Origin of the sequence: Mycolicibacter senuensis (genome assembly GCF_002101885.1) — a bacterium.
In the GTDB taxonomy this organism is placed as follows: Bacteria; Actinomycetota; Actinomycetes; order Mycobacteriales; family Mycobacteriaceae; genus Mycobacterium; species Mycobacterium senuense.
Genome location: NZ_LQPS01000051.1, coordinates 80649 through 94934 on the forward strand (window position 1 = coordinate 80649; position 14286 = coordinate 94934).

The following is a 14286-nucleotide window of genomic DNA, read 5'->3' on the forward strand; positions in this document are numbered from 1 at the left end:
AGCCCGCCCGGGATCGATTGCCGGGCTAGGCTCGATGTAGTGGCTGTTCGAGCATCGCGGGAAATTGTGATTGACGCGCCGCCGGAGAAGATCCTCGACGCGCTCGCCAATGTTGCCGACCTGGTGGCGTGGTCACCGGTGCACAAGCGGGTGGAGATCCTCGACACCTACGCGGACGGCCGCCCGCACCATGTGCGCGCCACCATCAAGGTTCTGGGGTTGGTGGACAAGGAAATCCTGGAATACCACTGGGGGCCGGACTGGGTGGTCTGGGATGCCAAGGCGACAATCCAGCAGCGCGCCCAGCACGTCGAGTACACCCTCACCAAGGAGGGCCCGGACACCACCCGGGTGCGCTTCGACATCACCGTCGAACCGTCCGGGCCGATCCCGGCGTTCCTGGTCCGGCGCGCCAGCAAGCTGGTATTGGATACCGCGACCGAGGGGTTGCGGCAGCAGGTGATGGGCGCCCGGGCGCCTACCGAGTCCTGACCGGCCCCTCGCGCAGCACCTCCAGACGCCGCAGCGCCTCGTCGAGGGTGTCCTCGCGCTTGACAAAGGTGAACCGCACCAAGTGATTCCACACGTCAGGTGCGGTCGCCTCGCCCGGGGGCGGGCAGAACGCCGACAGTGGAATCGCCGCGACCCCGGCCCGGTGCGGCAGTTCGGCGCAGAACGCCGTGCTGTCGTCATAGCCCAGCGGACGCGGATCGGCGCACAGGAAGTAGGTGCCGAAACTGTCGTGCACCTCGAAGCCGATCCCTGCCAACCCGGCGGCGAGCCGGTCCCGGCGGGTCTGCATCGTCGCGCGCAAGTTCGCCACCCAGGCGTCCTCGGTGTTCAGCGCCAGCGCCACCGCCGGCTGGAACGGCGCACCGCCGACATAGCTCAGATATTGTTTGGCGGCTCGCACCCCGGCCAGCAGCTCCGCGGGCCCGCAGGCCCAGCCGATCTTCCAGCCGGTGCAGTTGAACATCTTCGCCGCACTGGAGATGGTGACGGTGCGCTGGGCCATCCCCTCGAAACCGGCCAGCGGCTGATGCGTCCGGCCCTCAGAACCCGGGTAGACCAGGTGCTCGTAGACCTCGTCGGCGATGACCAGCAGATCGGCCTCCACCGCGATGCGTGCGATCGCGGCCAGCTCGGATTCGGTGAACACCACGCCGGTCGGGTTGTGCGGCGAGTTGACGATCAGCGCCCGGGTCGCCGGAGTGATGGACTGGCGCAACCGGTCGACGTCCAAGGCGAAGCCGCGGCCGTCGGGAACCAGCGGCACACTGACCCGCCGCGCCCCGGCCATCGCCACCACCGGTGAGTAGGAGTCGTAGAACGGCTCGATCAACAGCACCTCCGAGCCCGGCTCGACCAGGCCGAACACCGCCGCCGCGATGGCCTCGGTGGCTCCCACGGTCACCAGGACTTCGGTCTCCGGGTCGTAGTCGATGCCGAAGTGCCGCTTGCGCTGGCCGGCGACGGCGTCCCGCAGGGCGGCGATGCCGGGGCCGGGAGGGTACTGGTTGACGCCGTCGGCGATCGCGGACCGGGCGGCCTCGAGCATGGCCGGCGGCCCGTCCTCGTCGGGGAAACCCTGACCGAGGTTGACCGCGCCGATCCGCGAGGCCAGCGCCGACATCTCGGCGAAGATCGTGGTGGCATAGGGCCGTAACCGCGACACCGTCATAACCAGCCAGCTTAGAAGCCGCGGTGTGTTCGGCCGCGGTATCCGCACGTCGCCGTCGCGGTGCGCCACCGTCGCGCGCGGCCCAACCATCCGGTTGATAGGCCGTCCTGTTAGGGTGGCGATCAGAGGTCTACGCTCCGAGCAGACGCAATCGAAAATCCGTGTCGAATCCCAACCGAAGAGGAATTCCAGCCATGTCCGAAGAAGCCTTCATCTACGAGGCCATTCGCACTCCGCGCGGTAAGCAGCGCAACGGGTCGCTGAACGAGATCAAGCCGGTCAGCCTGGCTGTCGGCCTGGTGAACGAACTGCGTAGCCGCTACCCCGACCTGGACGTCAACCAGATCAGCGACTCCGTGTTCGGCGTGGTGTCGCCGGTCGGCGACCAGGGCGGTTGCATCGCCCGCACCGCGATGCTGGCCGCCGGGATGCCCGAGACCACCGGTGGCGTACAGCTCAACCGGTTCTGCGCGTCGGGTCTGGAGGCGATCAATACCGCCGCCGCCAAGGTCAAGGCCGGGTTCGATGACCTGGTGCTGGCCGGCGGTGTGGAGTCGATGAGCCGGGTGCCGATGGGTTCTGACGGCGGCGCCTGGGCGTCTGACCCTGACACCAACTACGAGATCGGATTCGTGCCGCAGGGCATCGGCGCCGACCTGATCGCGACCATCGAGGGCTTCTCCCGCGAGGACGTCGACCGCTACGCGGCGCGCTCCCAGGAGCTGGCGGCCGCGGCCTGGTCGGGTGGCTACTTCGCCAAGTCCGTGGTCCCGGTGCGCGACCAGAACGGCCTGGTCGTCCTCGACCACGACGAGCACATGCGGCCCGGCACCACGGTGGAGAGCCTGAGTCAGCTGAAGACCGCGTTCGACGGGGTCGGCGCCATGGGCGGCTTCGACGACGTGGCGCTGCAGAAGTACCACTTCGTCGAGAAGATCAACCACGTGCACACCGGCGGCAACAGCTCCGGAATCGTCGACGGCGCCGCCCTGGTGCTCGTCGGTTCCGAGAAGGTCGGCAAGGAGCAGGGGCTGACCCCGCGGGCGCGCATCGTGGCGGCCGCCACCAGCGGCGCCGACCCGGTCATCATGCTCACCGGCCCCACCCCGGCCACCCAGCGAGTGCTCGACCGCGCCGGGCTGACCGTCGATGACATCGACCTGTTCGAGCTCAACGAGGCCTTCGCCTCCGTGGTGCTGAAGTTCCAGAAGGACCTGAACATCCCGGACGAGAAGCTCAACGTCAACGGCGGCGCGATCGCCATGGGCCACCCGCTGGGCGCCACCGGCGCGATGATCACCGGCACCATGGTCGACGAACTGGAGCGCCGGGGTGCCCGCCGCGCGCTGATCACACTCTGCATCGGCGGTGGCATGGGCGTCGCCACCATCATCGAGCGCGTCTGAGAGGGTTTTTGAAAATGGCAGAGAACACCATCCAGTGGGACAAGGACGCTGACGGCATCGTCACGCTGACCCTGGACGACCCGACCGGGTCGGCCAACGTGATGAACGAGCACTACCGCGAATCCATGCACAACGCCGTGGAACGCCTTGTCGCGGAGAAGGACTCCGTCACCGGTGTGGTCATCACCAGCGCGAAGAAGACCTTCTTCGCCGGTGGCGACCTCAAGGCGATGATCCACGTCGGCCCGGACGACGCCCAGGCGGTCTTCGAGCAGTGCGAGGGCATCAAGGCCGACCTGCGAGCCCTGGAGACCCTGGGCAAGCCGGTTGTCGCCGCCATCAACGGCGCCGCTCTCGGTGGCGGGCTGGAGATCGCGCTGGCCTGTCACAGGCGCATCGCCGCCGACGCCAAGGGCAGCCAACTCGGCCTGCCCGAGGTCACCCTGGGCCTGCTGCCCGGCGGTGGCGGCGTCGCCCGCACGGTGCGCATGCTGGGCATCCAGAACGCCTTCATGAACGTGCTGGCCCAAGGCACCCGCTTCAAACCCGCCAAGGCCAAGGAGATCGGCCTGGTGGACGAGGTGCTGCCGACCGTTGAGGAGTTGGTGCCCGCCGCCAAGGCGTGGATCAAGGCCAACCCCGACGCCGGTGTGCAGCCCTGGGATGTCAAGGGTTACAAGATGCCCGGCGGCACCCCGTCGACCCCGTCGCTGGCGGCAATCCTGCCGTCGTTCCCGGCGCTGCTGCGCAAGCAGCTCAAGGGTGCTCCGATGCCCGCGCCGCGGGCCATCCTGTCCGCCGCGGTCGAAGGTGCGGCGGTGGACTTCGACACCGCCAGCCGCATCGAGACCCGCTACTTCGTGTCGCTGGTGACCGGCCACGTCGCCAAGAACATGATCCAGGCGTTCTTCTTCGACCTGCAGCACATCAACGGCGGCGGCAGCCGGCCCGACGGCATCGGGCAGACCCCGATCAAGAAGATCGGTGTGCTCGGCGCCGGGATGATGGGCGCCGGCATCGCCTACGTGTCGGCCAAGGCCGGCTACGACGTGGTGCTCAAGGACGTCTCCCTGGAGGCAGCGCAGAAGGGCAAGGGCTACTCGGAGAAGCTGGAGGCCAAGGCCGTCGAGCGGGGTCGCACCACTGCGGAGCGCTCGAAGGCGCTGCTGGACAAGATCACCCCGACCGGTGACCCGGCCGACCTCAAGGGCGTCGACTTCGTGATCGAGGCGGTGTTCGAGAGCCAGGACCTCAAGCACAAGGTATTCCAGGAGATCGAGGACATCGTCGAGCCGAACGCGCTGCTGGGGTCCAACACCTCCACACTGCCGATCACCGGTCTGGCGACCGGCGTGAAGCGCCAGGAGGACTTCATCGGCATCCACTTCTTCTCGCCGGTCGACAAGATGCCGCTGGTGGAGATCATCAAGGGCGAGAAGACCTCCGACGAGGCACTGGCCCGGGTGTTCGACTACGTGCTGGCCATCAAGAAGACCCCGATCGTGGTCAATGACAGCCGCGGCTTCTACACCAGCCGCGTCATCGGCACCTTCGTCAACGAGGCGCTGATGATGCTCGGTGAGGGTGTCGAGCCGGCCAGCATCGAGCAGGCCGGTCTGCAGGCCGGCTACCCGGCAGCTCCGCTGCAGCTCTGCGACGAGCTCAACCTGGAGCTCATGCAGAAGATCGCCAACGCCACCCGCGAGGGCATCGAGGCGGCCGGCGGCACGCTCGACAAGCAGCGCAACGAAGAGGTCGTCGACAAGATGATCGAGATCGGTCGCCCGTCGCGCCTGTCGGGTGCCGGCTTCTACGAATACGTCGACGGCAAGCGCACCGGGCTGTGGCCGGGGCTGCGGGAGACCTTCAACTCGGGCAGCTCCACCCCGCCGCTGCAGGACATGATCGACCGGATGCTGTTCGCCGAGGCGCTCGAGACCCAGAAGTGCCTTGACGAACGTGTGCTGACCTCGACCGCCGACGCCAACATCGGCGCGATCATGGGCATCGGGTTCCCGCCGTGGACCGGCGGCACCCACCAGTTCATCGTCGGCTATCCCGGCGGCAAGGCCGGCTTCGTGGCACGGGCCAAGGAACTGGCCGCCCGCTACGGCGACCGGTTCAACCCGCCGTCCTCGCTGCTGTAGTTAGTCTGTTGGTCGTGACATCCCCCGAACCCTCTTGGCTTCGGGGGATTTCGCGTCTGTTGGACTACCGGCTGAGCATCACCGTCGGGAAGCTGCTGGAGACGGCGCTGTGGCTGGGCCTGGTCTACGTGATCATCGGGGTGGTGTGCCTGTTCCTGCGCCCCGACGGTGTGGAGATCCTGCAGACACGGGCCGAGGACCAGTTCGGCATACCGCCCAACAGTCTCTACGAGGTGGCGACGGTGGCCGGAGTGCTGCTGTGGCCGCTGATGATGTTGCTGCCGGCCAACCCTTGTGGGGGCTGACGGACACTAGATCGCCGGTCCCAATAGATCGTCGGCGTCGCGGATGATGTAGCCGTAGCCCTGCTCGGCCAGGAACCGCTGCCGGTGCGCGGCGTACTCGGCGTCCAGGCTGTCGCGGGCGACCACCGAATAGAACACCGCGCCACCGCCGTCGGCCTTGGGGCGCAGCAGCCGGCCCAGCCGCTGGGCCTCCTCCTGTCGAGACCCGAAGGTGCCAGAGACCTGCACGGCCACCGAGGCCTCGGGCAGGTCGATGGAGAAATTGGCGACCTTGGACACCACCAGGGTGGAGACCTCGCCCTTGCGGAACGCGTCGAACAGCTTCTCGCGCTCGGCGGTGCGCGTCGAGCCCTGGATCACCGGGGCGTCGAGCTGCTCGCCCAGTTCTTCGAGCTGATCGAGGTAGGCGCCGATCACCAGGGTCTGCTCGCCGGGATGCTGTTTGAGGATCGAGCGCACCACCGCGATCTTGGAGTGCACCGTCGAGCACAGTTTGTAGCGTTCCTCCGGCTCGGCGATCGCGTAGGTCATCCGCTCGCTCTCGGTCATGGTGACCCGCACCTCGATGCATTCGGCCGGCGCGATCCAGCCCTGGGCCTCGATGTCCTTCCACGGCGCGTCGTAGCGCTTGGGCCCGATCAGGCTGAACACGTCACCCTCGCGGCCGTCCTCCCGGATCAGTGTGGCGGTCAGCCCCAGCCGGCGCCGCGACTGCAGGTCGGCGGTCATCCGGAACACCGGCGCCGGGAGCAGATGCACCTCGTCGTAGATGATCAGCCCCCAGTCGCGGCTGTCGAACAGCTCCAGATGCCGGTATTCGCCCTTGGTGCGCCGGGTGATCACCTGGTAGGTGGCGATGGTGACCGGCCGGATCTCCTTGCGTTCGCCGGAGTACTCGCCGATCTCGTCCTCGGTCAGCGAGGTCCGCGCGATCAGCTCGCGTTTCCACTGCCGGCCGGCGACGGTGTTGGTGACCAGGATCAGGGTGGTCGCACCCGCTTTGGCCATGGCGGCGGCGCCGACCAGCGTCTTGCCGGCGCCGCACGGCAGCACCACCACCCCCGAACCACCCGACCAGAACGAGTCGGCCGCCATCTCCTGATAGTCGCGCAGCTGCCAGCCGTTCTGACACAGCTCGATCGAGTGCGCCTCGCCGTCGACGTAGCCGGCCAGATCCTCTGCGGGCCAACCGATTTTGAGCAGCATCTGCTTGACCCGGCCGCGCTCGCTGGGATGCACGACCACGGTGTCGTCATCGATGCGGGCGCCGAGCATCGGGGCGATCTTCTTGTTGCGCAGCACCTCCTCGAGTACCGCGCGGTCCAGGCTCACCAGGGTCAGGCCGTGCACCGGACTCTTCGTCAGCTGCAGCCGCCCGTAGCGGGCCATGGTGTCGACGATGTCGACCAGCAGCGGCTGCGGGACCGCGTAGCGGGAGTGGGAGACCAGCGCGTCGACTACCTGCTCGGCGTCGTGCCCGGCGGCGCGGGCGTTCCACAATGCCAGCGGGGTGATGCGGTAAGTGTGGATGTGCTCGGGGGCTCGCTCCAGTTCGGCGAACGGCGCGATCGCGGCGCGGGCCGCGCCGGCCTGCTCATGGTCGACCTCGAGCAGCACGGTCTTGTCGGATTGGACGATCAACGGCCCGTTAGTGCTCATGCGGCCATTATCCGGAAGGGCCCGACAAACTCACTGTTCGGTCGAGGAGATCGACGTGATGCGGTGGATGGTGAAGTCCCGCATCTGGCCGGAGGTTGAATCGAACGCCACCAGTTGGCCGCCGCGGACCAGCACGGGGGAGACCTCCCGCTGGGTGGCCACCCCGGCGGCGTCGACGTAGCCGATCAGCACCGTGGAGCCCTCCGACGCGGCCCGCTTCAACATGATCATCGCGGTGACCGGCTCCAGCCGGATGTTGTCGAACGGCGCCGACGTCACCGTGCGCAGCACCCGGACCAGCGACGTGAGGCTTTCGCTGCTGGGCCCGGCTACCGGCCGATGGCCGCGGCGCTCGGCCGGCGTCGGCACCCGCACGCCGCGCGGCCGGATATCGACGATGGCCCCGGTGGCGTCTTCGGCGGCCGGCGCGAAACCGGCGTCACGCAATGCCGCCAGCACGTCGGCGATCGGGGCTTGGGCCACCGCCACCGTCGGGGCCAGCACCCGCAGACCGAGTGCCTCGGCGGCCGCGGCCGCCTGGGCCAGCAGGGCCGGATCCTCGCAGCGCACGAACGACGCCGCCATCCCGATCCGCAGCTGACCGTGCCGACGCGCGACGTCGTCGATCAGATAGCGGAGTCCTTGCGGCACCGGCGTCTTCGAGTGCTTCTCGAAGAACGCCTGCAGCCCTGCGCCGGTCCGGCCCACGTCCATGGCGGCCCGGATGGTCTGTTCGGAGACCCGGTACACCATCGCGGCGCCGGCTGATTCGACGGTGGCGACGACGGCCAGTTCCTCGGCGAGCCCCCGTTTCAGCGGCCCGGGAACCACTACGGTCAGATCTGCCTGTACCAGGAAGTGGTCGATCGGCTCGGGCAGCGCTCGGGTCATCGCGGTGACGGCGGGTGCGGGGTCGTCGGTCGGCCCCGCCAGCAGCACCCGTCCCGGAGTGCTGATCGCGCCGCGGCCCAGCACCCCCAGCGCGTGGGCCTCATCGAGCAGTTCCCCCAGCGGCCCGGGCTGCAGCCGGTTGGCCCAGCGCGGCCGGCGCCAGACCAGTGCCTGCGATGCCGAGACGGCGTCGACCCCGGCGCCTTCGGGCAGCTCGGCGAGCATGTCCAGCAGCAGCCGGCGATCCAGCGGGGCGGCGGTGGAGAACAGCGGCGTGGACAGTGCCGCCCGGGGCTTACCGTCCGCGCCGCGGCTGCCGATCAGGCCGGGCCGGGCCGGCAGCTCCAGCCAGGTGGCGGCCAGCAGCTGCCAGCGCTCGGCGGTCGGTTGTTCGGCGAACCGGTCGGCGAGCACCGTCGGCGCCCAGTAGGGGCCGTCGGCGTCGGGCCACTCCCGCTGGTCGACCGTCGCCGGGTCGGGGTAGTCGGAGGCGATCAGCCGGGCGGTGGCCGCCAGTTCGAGCAGCAGACCCAGCCGGGTCTCATCGACGCCGGTGGTCTTGGCCAGTCGCTTGACCTCGCGGACGCCCAACCCGCCGCTGCGCAACTCCGGCACCGCCATCTCGCCCAGGCTGGCCAGGATGACGTCGAGCTCGCGCAGTAGGTCGATCACCGCGCCGGCAGCGGTCGCGTCGACGTCGGCCGCGGTGGTCTGCGACACCACCGGATCGGGTGCTCGCAGAGCCGCCGGGCCGGGTTGCTCGCCGCGCAGCACCTGCCCGACCAACCGCGGCAGGATCACCGTTTCGTCGTCGACACGACGCAGCAGGCCCGCCGCCAGCAGCCGCGGCACCGGATGCTCCGGAGGTGCCCCGGGGGCGGCGTCGCGGGTGCGGCCGATCGGAGAGCCCGCCAGTAGCTTGTCCAGCAGGTCGCGTTGCGGTGCGTCGAGGGCCGCGACGGCCTCGGCGATCTGGTCGCCGCGTCGGGTGGGATCTTCCTGGGTGACCTGGCCCGGGTGCCACGGCAGGCCCGCACCGGCCTCGGCGGCCACCCGCAGCGCACCGTCGGGCTGCCCCGACCCCCAACACAATGCCCGCTCGATCAGGTCGTTCAACGCCTCGTGCACCTTGTCGGCGGGTGCCCGGTCGCGGATCAGCGCCAGCAGGTCGGCCACCGGCACCGCGGCGGTGTCGGCCTCCAGCACGAGCAGCGCGTCGATGATCGCGAGCCGCAAAAAATCCAGCTCGTCGGTAGCCGCCCGCATCGACTGGCGGGCCTGCGCTCGCGCCGCCAGGGCGGCGATACTGCCCGGCGGCGGTTGGGCGAGGTCGGGCCGCAGCTCCAGTAGCCGGATCAGACCCTCGTCGGGCAGGTCGGCCAGCCACGATCCCAGCGGCACACCCCGGGCGTGTTCGGTCATCGACGACCAGCGTAAGGCCCGACCGGTGAGCGTCGCCGATCGCGACCTGTCAGAATGGACGCCGTGGCTGCAAACCAGGACAAGAAGAATCGGTACGTCGACAACGGGTGGCCCGAGACCGACGGGGAACCCGCCGTGAGCGAGCTGCGCACCGACCGGGCCGGTGCCCTGTCGCCGTTCGGGAGCTTGGTCTTCCCGCTCCCGTCCGAGGAGCTGCCCTACCTGCATCCGGTCACCGTCGTCAACCGGTAGGCGAGGATGACCGGGCCGCTCTCACACCTCGACGAACGGGGCGCGGCCCACATGGTTGACGTCAGCGCCAAGGCGACCACCAAGCGCGTTGCGGTCGCCGGCGGCGTGTTGCGCACCACCGCCGACGTGGTGCAGCTGATCTCGGCCGGGGGGCTGCCCAAAGGTGACGCGCTGGCCACCGCCCGGGTGGCGGGAATCATGGCGGCCAAACGCACCAGTGACCTCGTCCCGCTCTGCCACCAACTGGCCCTCACCGGGGTCGACGTCGACTTCACCATCGGCGAATCCCGGATTGACATCACCGCCGCGGTACGCACCACCGACCGCACCGGGGTCGAGATGGAGGCGCTGACCGCGGTGAGCGTGGCGGCACTGACCCTCTACGACATGATCAAGGCCGTCGATCGCGCCGCCGTGATCGACGACATCCGGGTGCTGAGCAAGGACGGCGGCCGCACCGGCTCCTGGGAACGCGGATGAGCGCCCGGACCGCCCACGTCATCATCGCCTCCACCCGCGCCTCGGCCGGGGTGTACACCGACCGCACCGGGCCGATCATCGCCGAATGGCTGACGCAGCGCGGCTTCGCGCCGGCGCAACCGGAGGTCGTGCCCGACGGTGAAGCCGTTGGCGCGGCATTGCGGGCCGCGGTGGCAGCGCCGGTCGATCTGGTCATCACCTCCGGGGGGACCGGTATCTCGCCGACCGACGACACCCCGGAGCAGTCTGCCGCGGTGCTCGACTACGAGATTCCCGGCCTGTCCGACGCCATCCGCCGGTCCGGGCTGCCCAAAGTGCCGACGTCGGTGTTGTCCCGCGGCGTGTGCGGGGTGGCCGGGCGGACGCTGATCGTCAACCTGCCCGGATCGACCGGGGGAGTGCGCGACGGGCTCGGTGTGCTCGCCGACGTGCTCGACCACGCCCTGGACCAACTCGCCGGCGGGGACCACGACCGATGACATCCACCGGCGTGTTGGTGCTGCGGGCGGCGGTCACCGAGGAGCCCATCGTGCTGAGCGAACACGAGGACCTGGTGGGCCACCGGGCCGCCGGCGCGATCGTGGGGTTCGTCGGCATGATCCGCGACCACGACCACGGCCGGCAGGTGAGGAGGCTGGAGTATTCCGCGCACCCGTCGGCGCAACAGGTGATGGCCGAGGTGCTCGGCGAGATCGCCGAACAGGCCCGTGGGATCCGCGCGGTCGCGGCCAGCCACCGGGTCGGCGTGCTGCACATCGGCGATGCCGCGCTGGTCGCCGCGGTGGCCGCCGATCATCGCCGGGAGGCGTTCGAGGCCTGCGCGCGACTGGTCGACACCGTCAAGGAACGGCTGCCGGTCTGGAAGCACCAGTTCTTCGCCGACGGCACCGAGGAGTGGGTCGGTTCGGCCTGAGCTCGGATGGGCATCTCGCACATACCGTGGCGATTCGCTCCCGCAGCGCGGGGCGCATCAGTCAGCTGGTTGCGTCCGACGCACCTGCCGCAACGCGTCGGCCACCAGCGTGGCGGCCTGCTCGCCGACATGCAACGGGACGTGCCTGCCTTCCAGCAGTGCCTCAGCGTGGGGCAGCCAGCCGGGGTCGTCGGCGACGGCCCTGATCACCTCGCCACCACCGACCCGAGCGATGTAGCGGGCGGCGATCCAGGTCAATCGGCCGCTGCCGTTCTCGTCCGCCTGGGCTCGTGCCTCCTCAAGCAGACGCGCACCGATCGCGATTTCGGCCATTCGCCGGGTAAGGCGCCGCGCTCCCAGTTGCGCCGCGTCGGGATCGATACCGGCAAGCGCGGCGATATCGGCGGCCACCCGATGTGATTCGTCCAAGATGAATGCGGCCAGCGGCGCAAGCGGAATGGAGCCGTAAGCGTTTTCGGCGCGGGTCGTCACGTCTGCGAAGAACGCCGCGGCGTGACCGCCTGCGATGGCCCCCAGCGTGCTGAGCGCCATCACGTTTGCTGGGCCTTCACCGATCGAGTGGTAGTGGACATCGCGGATCATGCGAGCGTCGGGCCAGTCCTCGACCAGGCCGTTGGCTCCGCGCACCTCGGCGGCGTCGCTGGCGTGCCGGCGGGCCCGCTCGCAGCTGTCCATCTTGAACAGCCCCGTGAGCACTCGGGCCAGGCTCGCCGCAGTAGTGTCGCCGGTCTCGGCACGGTCGAGGATTTCGCCGAGGTAGACCAGCGAACTGAGCCCGGCGACGCTGTCGACGACGAGTTCGGCGAGCATGTCACACATCAGGGGCTGCTCAATCAGCGGCCGACCGAACGCGATTCGGTGCCTGCTGTATTCGAGAGCTTCGAATACTCCCCGGCGCATCGCGCCTGCGCAGGCGGCTACGACGCCTGCCCGGTTCATGTTCACGAAGTCCAGTGCCTGCTTCATTCCTTGCGAGATGTCGCCGACCGGCCAGGCGAACGCACCGTCGAGGCCGACCTCGCCGGTCGCCATGGACCTACTGGCGAACTTGTCCTTGAGGCGATGGATCCGGATCGCGTTGCGCTCACCGTCCGGTGTCGTGCGGGGCACGAGGAAGAACCCCAGCCCCCGGCTGCCGGGTCCGGCACCTTCGGGTCGCGCCGACACCAGTGCGAGATCGCTGTGCGGACAGGAGGCGAACCACTTCTCGCCGAACAGGCGCCAGGTTCCGTCACCGGTTGCCACGGCGATCGTTTCGTTTGCGCCGACGTCAGAACCTCCGGCCTTCTCGCTGAGAAACATTGCCGCGGTGAGGTGCTTGCCGGTCTCGTCGCACAGACCCGGCACGAATCGCTCCGCCAGCTGTGGGTCGTGGCGTTTCAAGGTGCCGGCCAGGCCGCTGATCGCGCCGATCGGGCAACCGGTGATCGCGAGGTCGGATTGGAACAACTCGTAGAACATCAACAGCAGCAGGGTTTTCGACACCGGCCGCTCCAGCCCGCGCCAGCCTGGCAGGTGCGCGGCCCGGACGACGCCGAACCCGAGCACAATGCGGATCACCTCGTGGTAGGCAGGATGGACTCGACCTCGTCGATCCGCTCGCCGCGCCGGTTGTACTGATGCAGACGCGGCGGATGACGGTCGGCCGCCACCACCAGCAGCTCGATGACGGTCGGCACCAACCGCCCCAGTTCGGCCAGCGCGGCCGAGGCGACGGCCGCCTCGGCGCCATGGAGGCTGCGTCCAAGTAAAAACTGCGCGTGCCTGTCGGGGGCGTACCAGTCGTCGGCTTTGGTATCGGGAATATGCGCCACGCCCGGGTCGGTGCCAGGGATCATCGATCGCTCCCCAGTGCAGCGGCGATCGCGGATTCGGCTGCGACGGGATCAATGGGGATGCCGGTACCGGCCTGCTCGAGAGCGAGCCCCAGCGCGGTCGCCCACATGACCCGGGAGATCGCCTGGGGAGGTGTGGTCAGCCGCCAGCCCTTGCGCGACCATAATTCCTCGATTGCGCGGGCGCCTTCCTGGCGGAGCTGCTCGAGCGTGGCTGACACCAATTGCTGCACATCGGGATTGCGCCGTGCGATCAACAGGGTCTCGCAGAACGCCGGTAGTGCCGGTGACGCCGGCGCCTCGGTCGCCATCGCCCGGGAGTAGCTCTGCGGCGACCGCGCCTGGGCGCCCACCTCCTCGATGCGTTCGGCTAAGCGCACGATCTCGCGGCAAGCCGCCTCGGCGAACAACGCATCCTTCGTCCCGAAGTAGTAGGTGATCTGACTCGGGAAACAATCAGCGGCAGCGGCGATCGCACCGAGCGATACGGCGGCAAACCCGCGTACCTCGAACAGACGCCAAGCCGCGTCGAGCAACGTCCCGCGGGTCTGGGCGCCCGATTCTCGGGTCGCTCGTACTCGGTGACGCGCATCAATAAGCGGCACCCGAGCAGAGTCGATTCTAACCATAGTTGTTTGTCTACCATACAAATCTCATTCTTCAACCGTCGCGGCTGGCCGGGTTTTCAACCTGCGACCGATCGTGACCCGGGAAGTGCTGATTGCACTGTTGAGCGGTGTATCGGTCAGCGCCGCTCAGGGCGCCGGTCAGACGGGGGCGACCCGCAGATACGAAAGAGGAGGCCGGCGAACCGGCCCCCTCTTGTCGTGTAGTCGCTAGACGACGCGCGTGGGCTGCTGGGCGAAGGCGGCCAGCGCCTCGTTGCCGCTGACGTTCTCCGCCCGGATGGCCTGCCACAGCTGCTGGTGGAAGCCGACCGAGACAGCCTGCGCCTTCTCACCCTCGGGGGCCGGGCCCGGCTCGTCGCCGGGCGCGGGCGCCTCGGGAGCGGGAGCCTCCGGCGGTTGCGGCATCCACCAGGGTGCCTCGGGTGCCGGCGGGGGGACATCCTCGGCAACCGGGGGAGCCTCGGGTGCCGGGGCCTCGGGTGCCGGTGCCTCGGGGGCGGGCGCCTCGGGGGCCGGTGCCTCGGGTGCCGGCGGCAGGTCCTCGGCGATCGGGGGAGCCTCGGGTGCCGGGGCCTCGGGAGCGGGAGCCTCCGGAGCGGGCGGCAACCATCCCGCGGGAGCCGCCGCAGGGGCGTCCTCGGCGGG

At 69.3% G+C, this 14286-nt stretch carries 14 protein-coding genes and 1 pseudogene; 8 read left to right on the top strand and 7 right to left on the bottom strand.

What is annotated here, in order from left to right; translation table 11 throughout:
- The first annotated feature begins 39 nt into the window (after window positions 1-39).
- Complete coding sequence (locus AWC24_RS19690; protein WP_085088401.1) at window positions 40-492, top strand: SRPBCC family protein; 453 nt, start codon at window positions 40-42, stop codon at window positions 490-492.
- Here AWC24_RS19690 and AWC24_RS19695 read toward each other — a convergent pair.
- On the bottom strand, window positions 479-1681 hold the full coding sequence (locus tag AWC24_RS19695; protein WP_085088403.1) for a pyridoxal phosphate-dependent aminotransferase: 1203 nt from the start codon (window positions 1679-1681) through the stop codon (window positions 479-481). The two genes, AWC24_RS19690 and AWC24_RS19695, sit on opposite strands and share 14 nt — an antisense overlap.
- Window positions 1682-1875: 194 nt before the next feature.
- On the opposite strand from AWC24_RS19695, the gene AWC24_RS19700 reads away from it, so the two are divergent.
- Genes AWC24_RS19700 through AWC24_RS19710 form a run of 3 tightly spaced genes read left to right on the top strand, consistent with a single transcriptional unit; the run spans window position 1876 to window position 5539 of the window.
- Window positions 1876-3087 carry an acetyl-CoA C-acetyltransferase gene (locus AWC24_RS19700; RefSeq protein WP_085088407.1) on the top strand — a complete coding sequence of 404 codons (1212 nt, stop codon included), beginning with the start codon at window positions 1876-1878 and terminating at the stop codon, window positions 3085-3087.
- 14 nt (window positions 3088-3101) lie between these two features.
- Window positions 3102-5234 carry a 3-hydroxyacyl-CoA dehydrogenase NAD-binding domain-containing protein gene (locus AWC24_RS19705; RefSeq protein WP_085088410.1) on the top strand — a complete coding sequence of 711 codons (2133 nt, stop codon included), beginning with the start codon at window positions 3102-3104 and terminating at the stop codon, window positions 5232-5234.
- A gap of 14 nt (window positions 5235-5248) precedes the next feature.
- Entirely contained in the window at window positions 5249-5539 is a 291-nt protein-coding gene (locus AWC24_RS19710) for a hypothetical protein (protein WP_085088455.1), read from the top strand.
- Window positions 5540-5545: 6 nt separating this feature from the next.
- On the opposite strand, the gene AWC24_RS19715 is transcribed toward AWC24_RS19710, so the two are convergent.
- Window positions 5546-7198 (bottom strand): DNA repair helicase XPB, encoded by a 1653-nt coding sequence (locus tag AWC24_RS19715; RefSeq protein ID WP_085088412.1) that lies wholly within the window; start codon window positions 7196-7198, stop codon window positions 5546-5548.
- Window positions 7199-7228: 30 nt separating this feature from the next.
- On the bottom strand, window positions 7229-9511 hold the full coding sequence (locus AWC24_RS19720; RefSeq protein WP_085088415.1) for a helicase-associated domain-containing protein: 2283 nt from the start codon (window positions 9509-9511) through the stop codon (window positions 7229-7231).
- 54 nt (window positions 9512-9565) lie between these two features.
- On the opposite strand from AWC24_RS19720, the gene AWC24_RS19725 reads away from it, so the two are divergent.
- From AWC24_RS19725 to AWC24_RS19740, 4 genes are read left to right on the top strand one after another with little or no spacing between them, the layout of a single operon-like run.
- Window positions 9566-9763, top strand: coding sequence for a hypothetical protein (locus tag AWC24_RS19725; protein ID WP_041317158.1), 198 nt, complete (start codon window positions 9566-9568; stop codon window positions 9761-9763).
- 6 nt (window positions 9764-9769) lie between these two features.
- The gene (gene moaC / locus AWC24_RS19730) at window positions 9770-10243 is read left to right on the top strand and encodes a cyclic pyranopterin monophosphate synthase MoaC (protein ID WP_085088418.1); all 474 of its coding nucleotides are present in this window, start codon (window positions 9770-9772) and stop codon (window positions 10241-10243) included.
- On the top strand, window positions 10240-10722 hold the full coding sequence (locus AWC24_RS19735; protein WP_085088421.1) for a MogA/MoaB family molybdenum cofactor biosynthesis protein: 483 nt from the start codon (window positions 10240-10242) through the stop codon (window positions 10720-10722). Before moaC ends, AWC24_RS19735 begins: the two co-directional genes overlap by 4 nt.
- The gene (locus tag AWC24_RS19740) at window positions 10719-11156 is read left to right on the top strand and encodes a molybdenum cofactor biosynthesis protein MoaE (RefSeq protein WP_085088424.1); all 438 of its coding nucleotides are present in this window, start codon (window positions 10719-10721) and stop codon (window positions 11154-11156) included. The genes AWC24_RS19735 and AWC24_RS19740 overlap by 4 nt, the downstream gene beginning before the upstream one ends.
- Window positions 11157-11213: 57 nt before the next feature.
- Here the strand turns inward: AWC24_RS19740 and AWC24_RS19745 are convergent, their stop codons facing one another.
- The 4 genes and pseudogenes from AWC24_RS19745 to AWC24_RS19760 form a co-directional block, all read right to left on the bottom strand.
- A complete protein-coding gene (locus tag AWC24_RS19745; RefSeq protein WP_085088427.1) occupies window positions 11214-12737 on the bottom strand; it encodes an acyl-CoA dehydrogenase family protein in 1524 nt (507 codons plus the stop codon).
- Window positions 12734-13015: a hypothetical protein gene (locus AWC24_RS19750; RefSeq protein WP_085088430.1), complete on the bottom strand. Its 282-nt coding sequence runs from the start codon at window positions 13013-13015 to the stop codon at window positions 12734-12736. The genes AWC24_RS19745 and AWC24_RS19750 overlap by 4 nt, the downstream gene beginning before the upstream one ends.
- On the bottom strand, window positions 13012-13617 hold the full coding sequence (locus tag AWC24_RS19755; RefSeq protein WP_163705400.1) for a TetR/AcrR family transcriptional regulator: 606 nt from the start codon (window positions 13615-13617) through the stop codon (window positions 13012-13014). Before AWC24_RS19755 ends, AWC24_RS19750 begins: the two co-directional genes overlap by 4 nt.
- Window positions 13618-13848: 231 nt before the next feature.
- A pseudogene (locus tag AWC24_RS19760) lies at window positions 13849-14286 on the bottom strand (transglycosylase family protein); the annotation flags it as partial.

Excerpts from the sequence above, each read along its gene's own strand:
- AWC24_RS19695 (WP_085088403.1), bottom strand. The coding sequence starts at position 1,681 with ATGACGGTGTCGCGGTTACGGCCCTATGCCACCACGATCTTCGCCGAG.
- AWC24_RS19700 (WP_085088407.1), top strand. The coding sequence starts at position 1,876 with ATGTCCGAAGAAGCCTTCATCTACGAGGCCATTCGCACTCCGCGCGGT.
- AWC24_RS19705 (WP_085088410.1), top strand. The coding sequence starts at position 3,102 with ATGGCAGAGAACACCATCCAGTGGGACAAGGACGCTGACGGCATCGTC.
- AWC24_RS19715 (WP_085088412.1), bottom strand. The coding sequence starts at position 7,198 with ATGAGCACTAACGGGCCGTTGATCGTCCAATCCGACAAGACCGTGCTG.
- AWC24_RS19720 (WP_085088415.1), bottom strand. The coding sequence starts at position 9,511 with ATGACCGAACACGCCCGGGGTGTGCCGCTGGGATCGTGGCTGGCCGAC.
- AWC24_RS19725 (WP_041317158.1), top strand. The coding sequence starts at position 9,566 with ATGGACGCCGTGGCTGCAAACCAGGACAAGAAGAATCGGTACGTCGAC.
- moaC (WP_085088418.1), top strand. The coding sequence starts at position 9,770 with ATGACCGGGCCGCTCTCACACCTCGACGAACGGGGCGCGGCCCACATG.
- AWC24_RS19735 (WP_085088421.1), top strand. The coding sequence starts at position 10,240 with ATGAGCGCCCGGACCGCCCACGTCATCATCGCCTCCACCCGCGCCTCG.
- AWC24_RS19740 (WP_085088424.1), top strand. The coding sequence starts at position 10,719 with ATGACATCCACCGGCGTGTTGGTGCTGCGGGCGGCGGTCACCGAGGAG.
- AWC24_RS19750 (WP_085088430.1), bottom strand. The coding sequence starts at position 13,015 with ATGATCCCTGGCACCGACCCGGGCGTGGCGCATATTCCCGATACCAAA.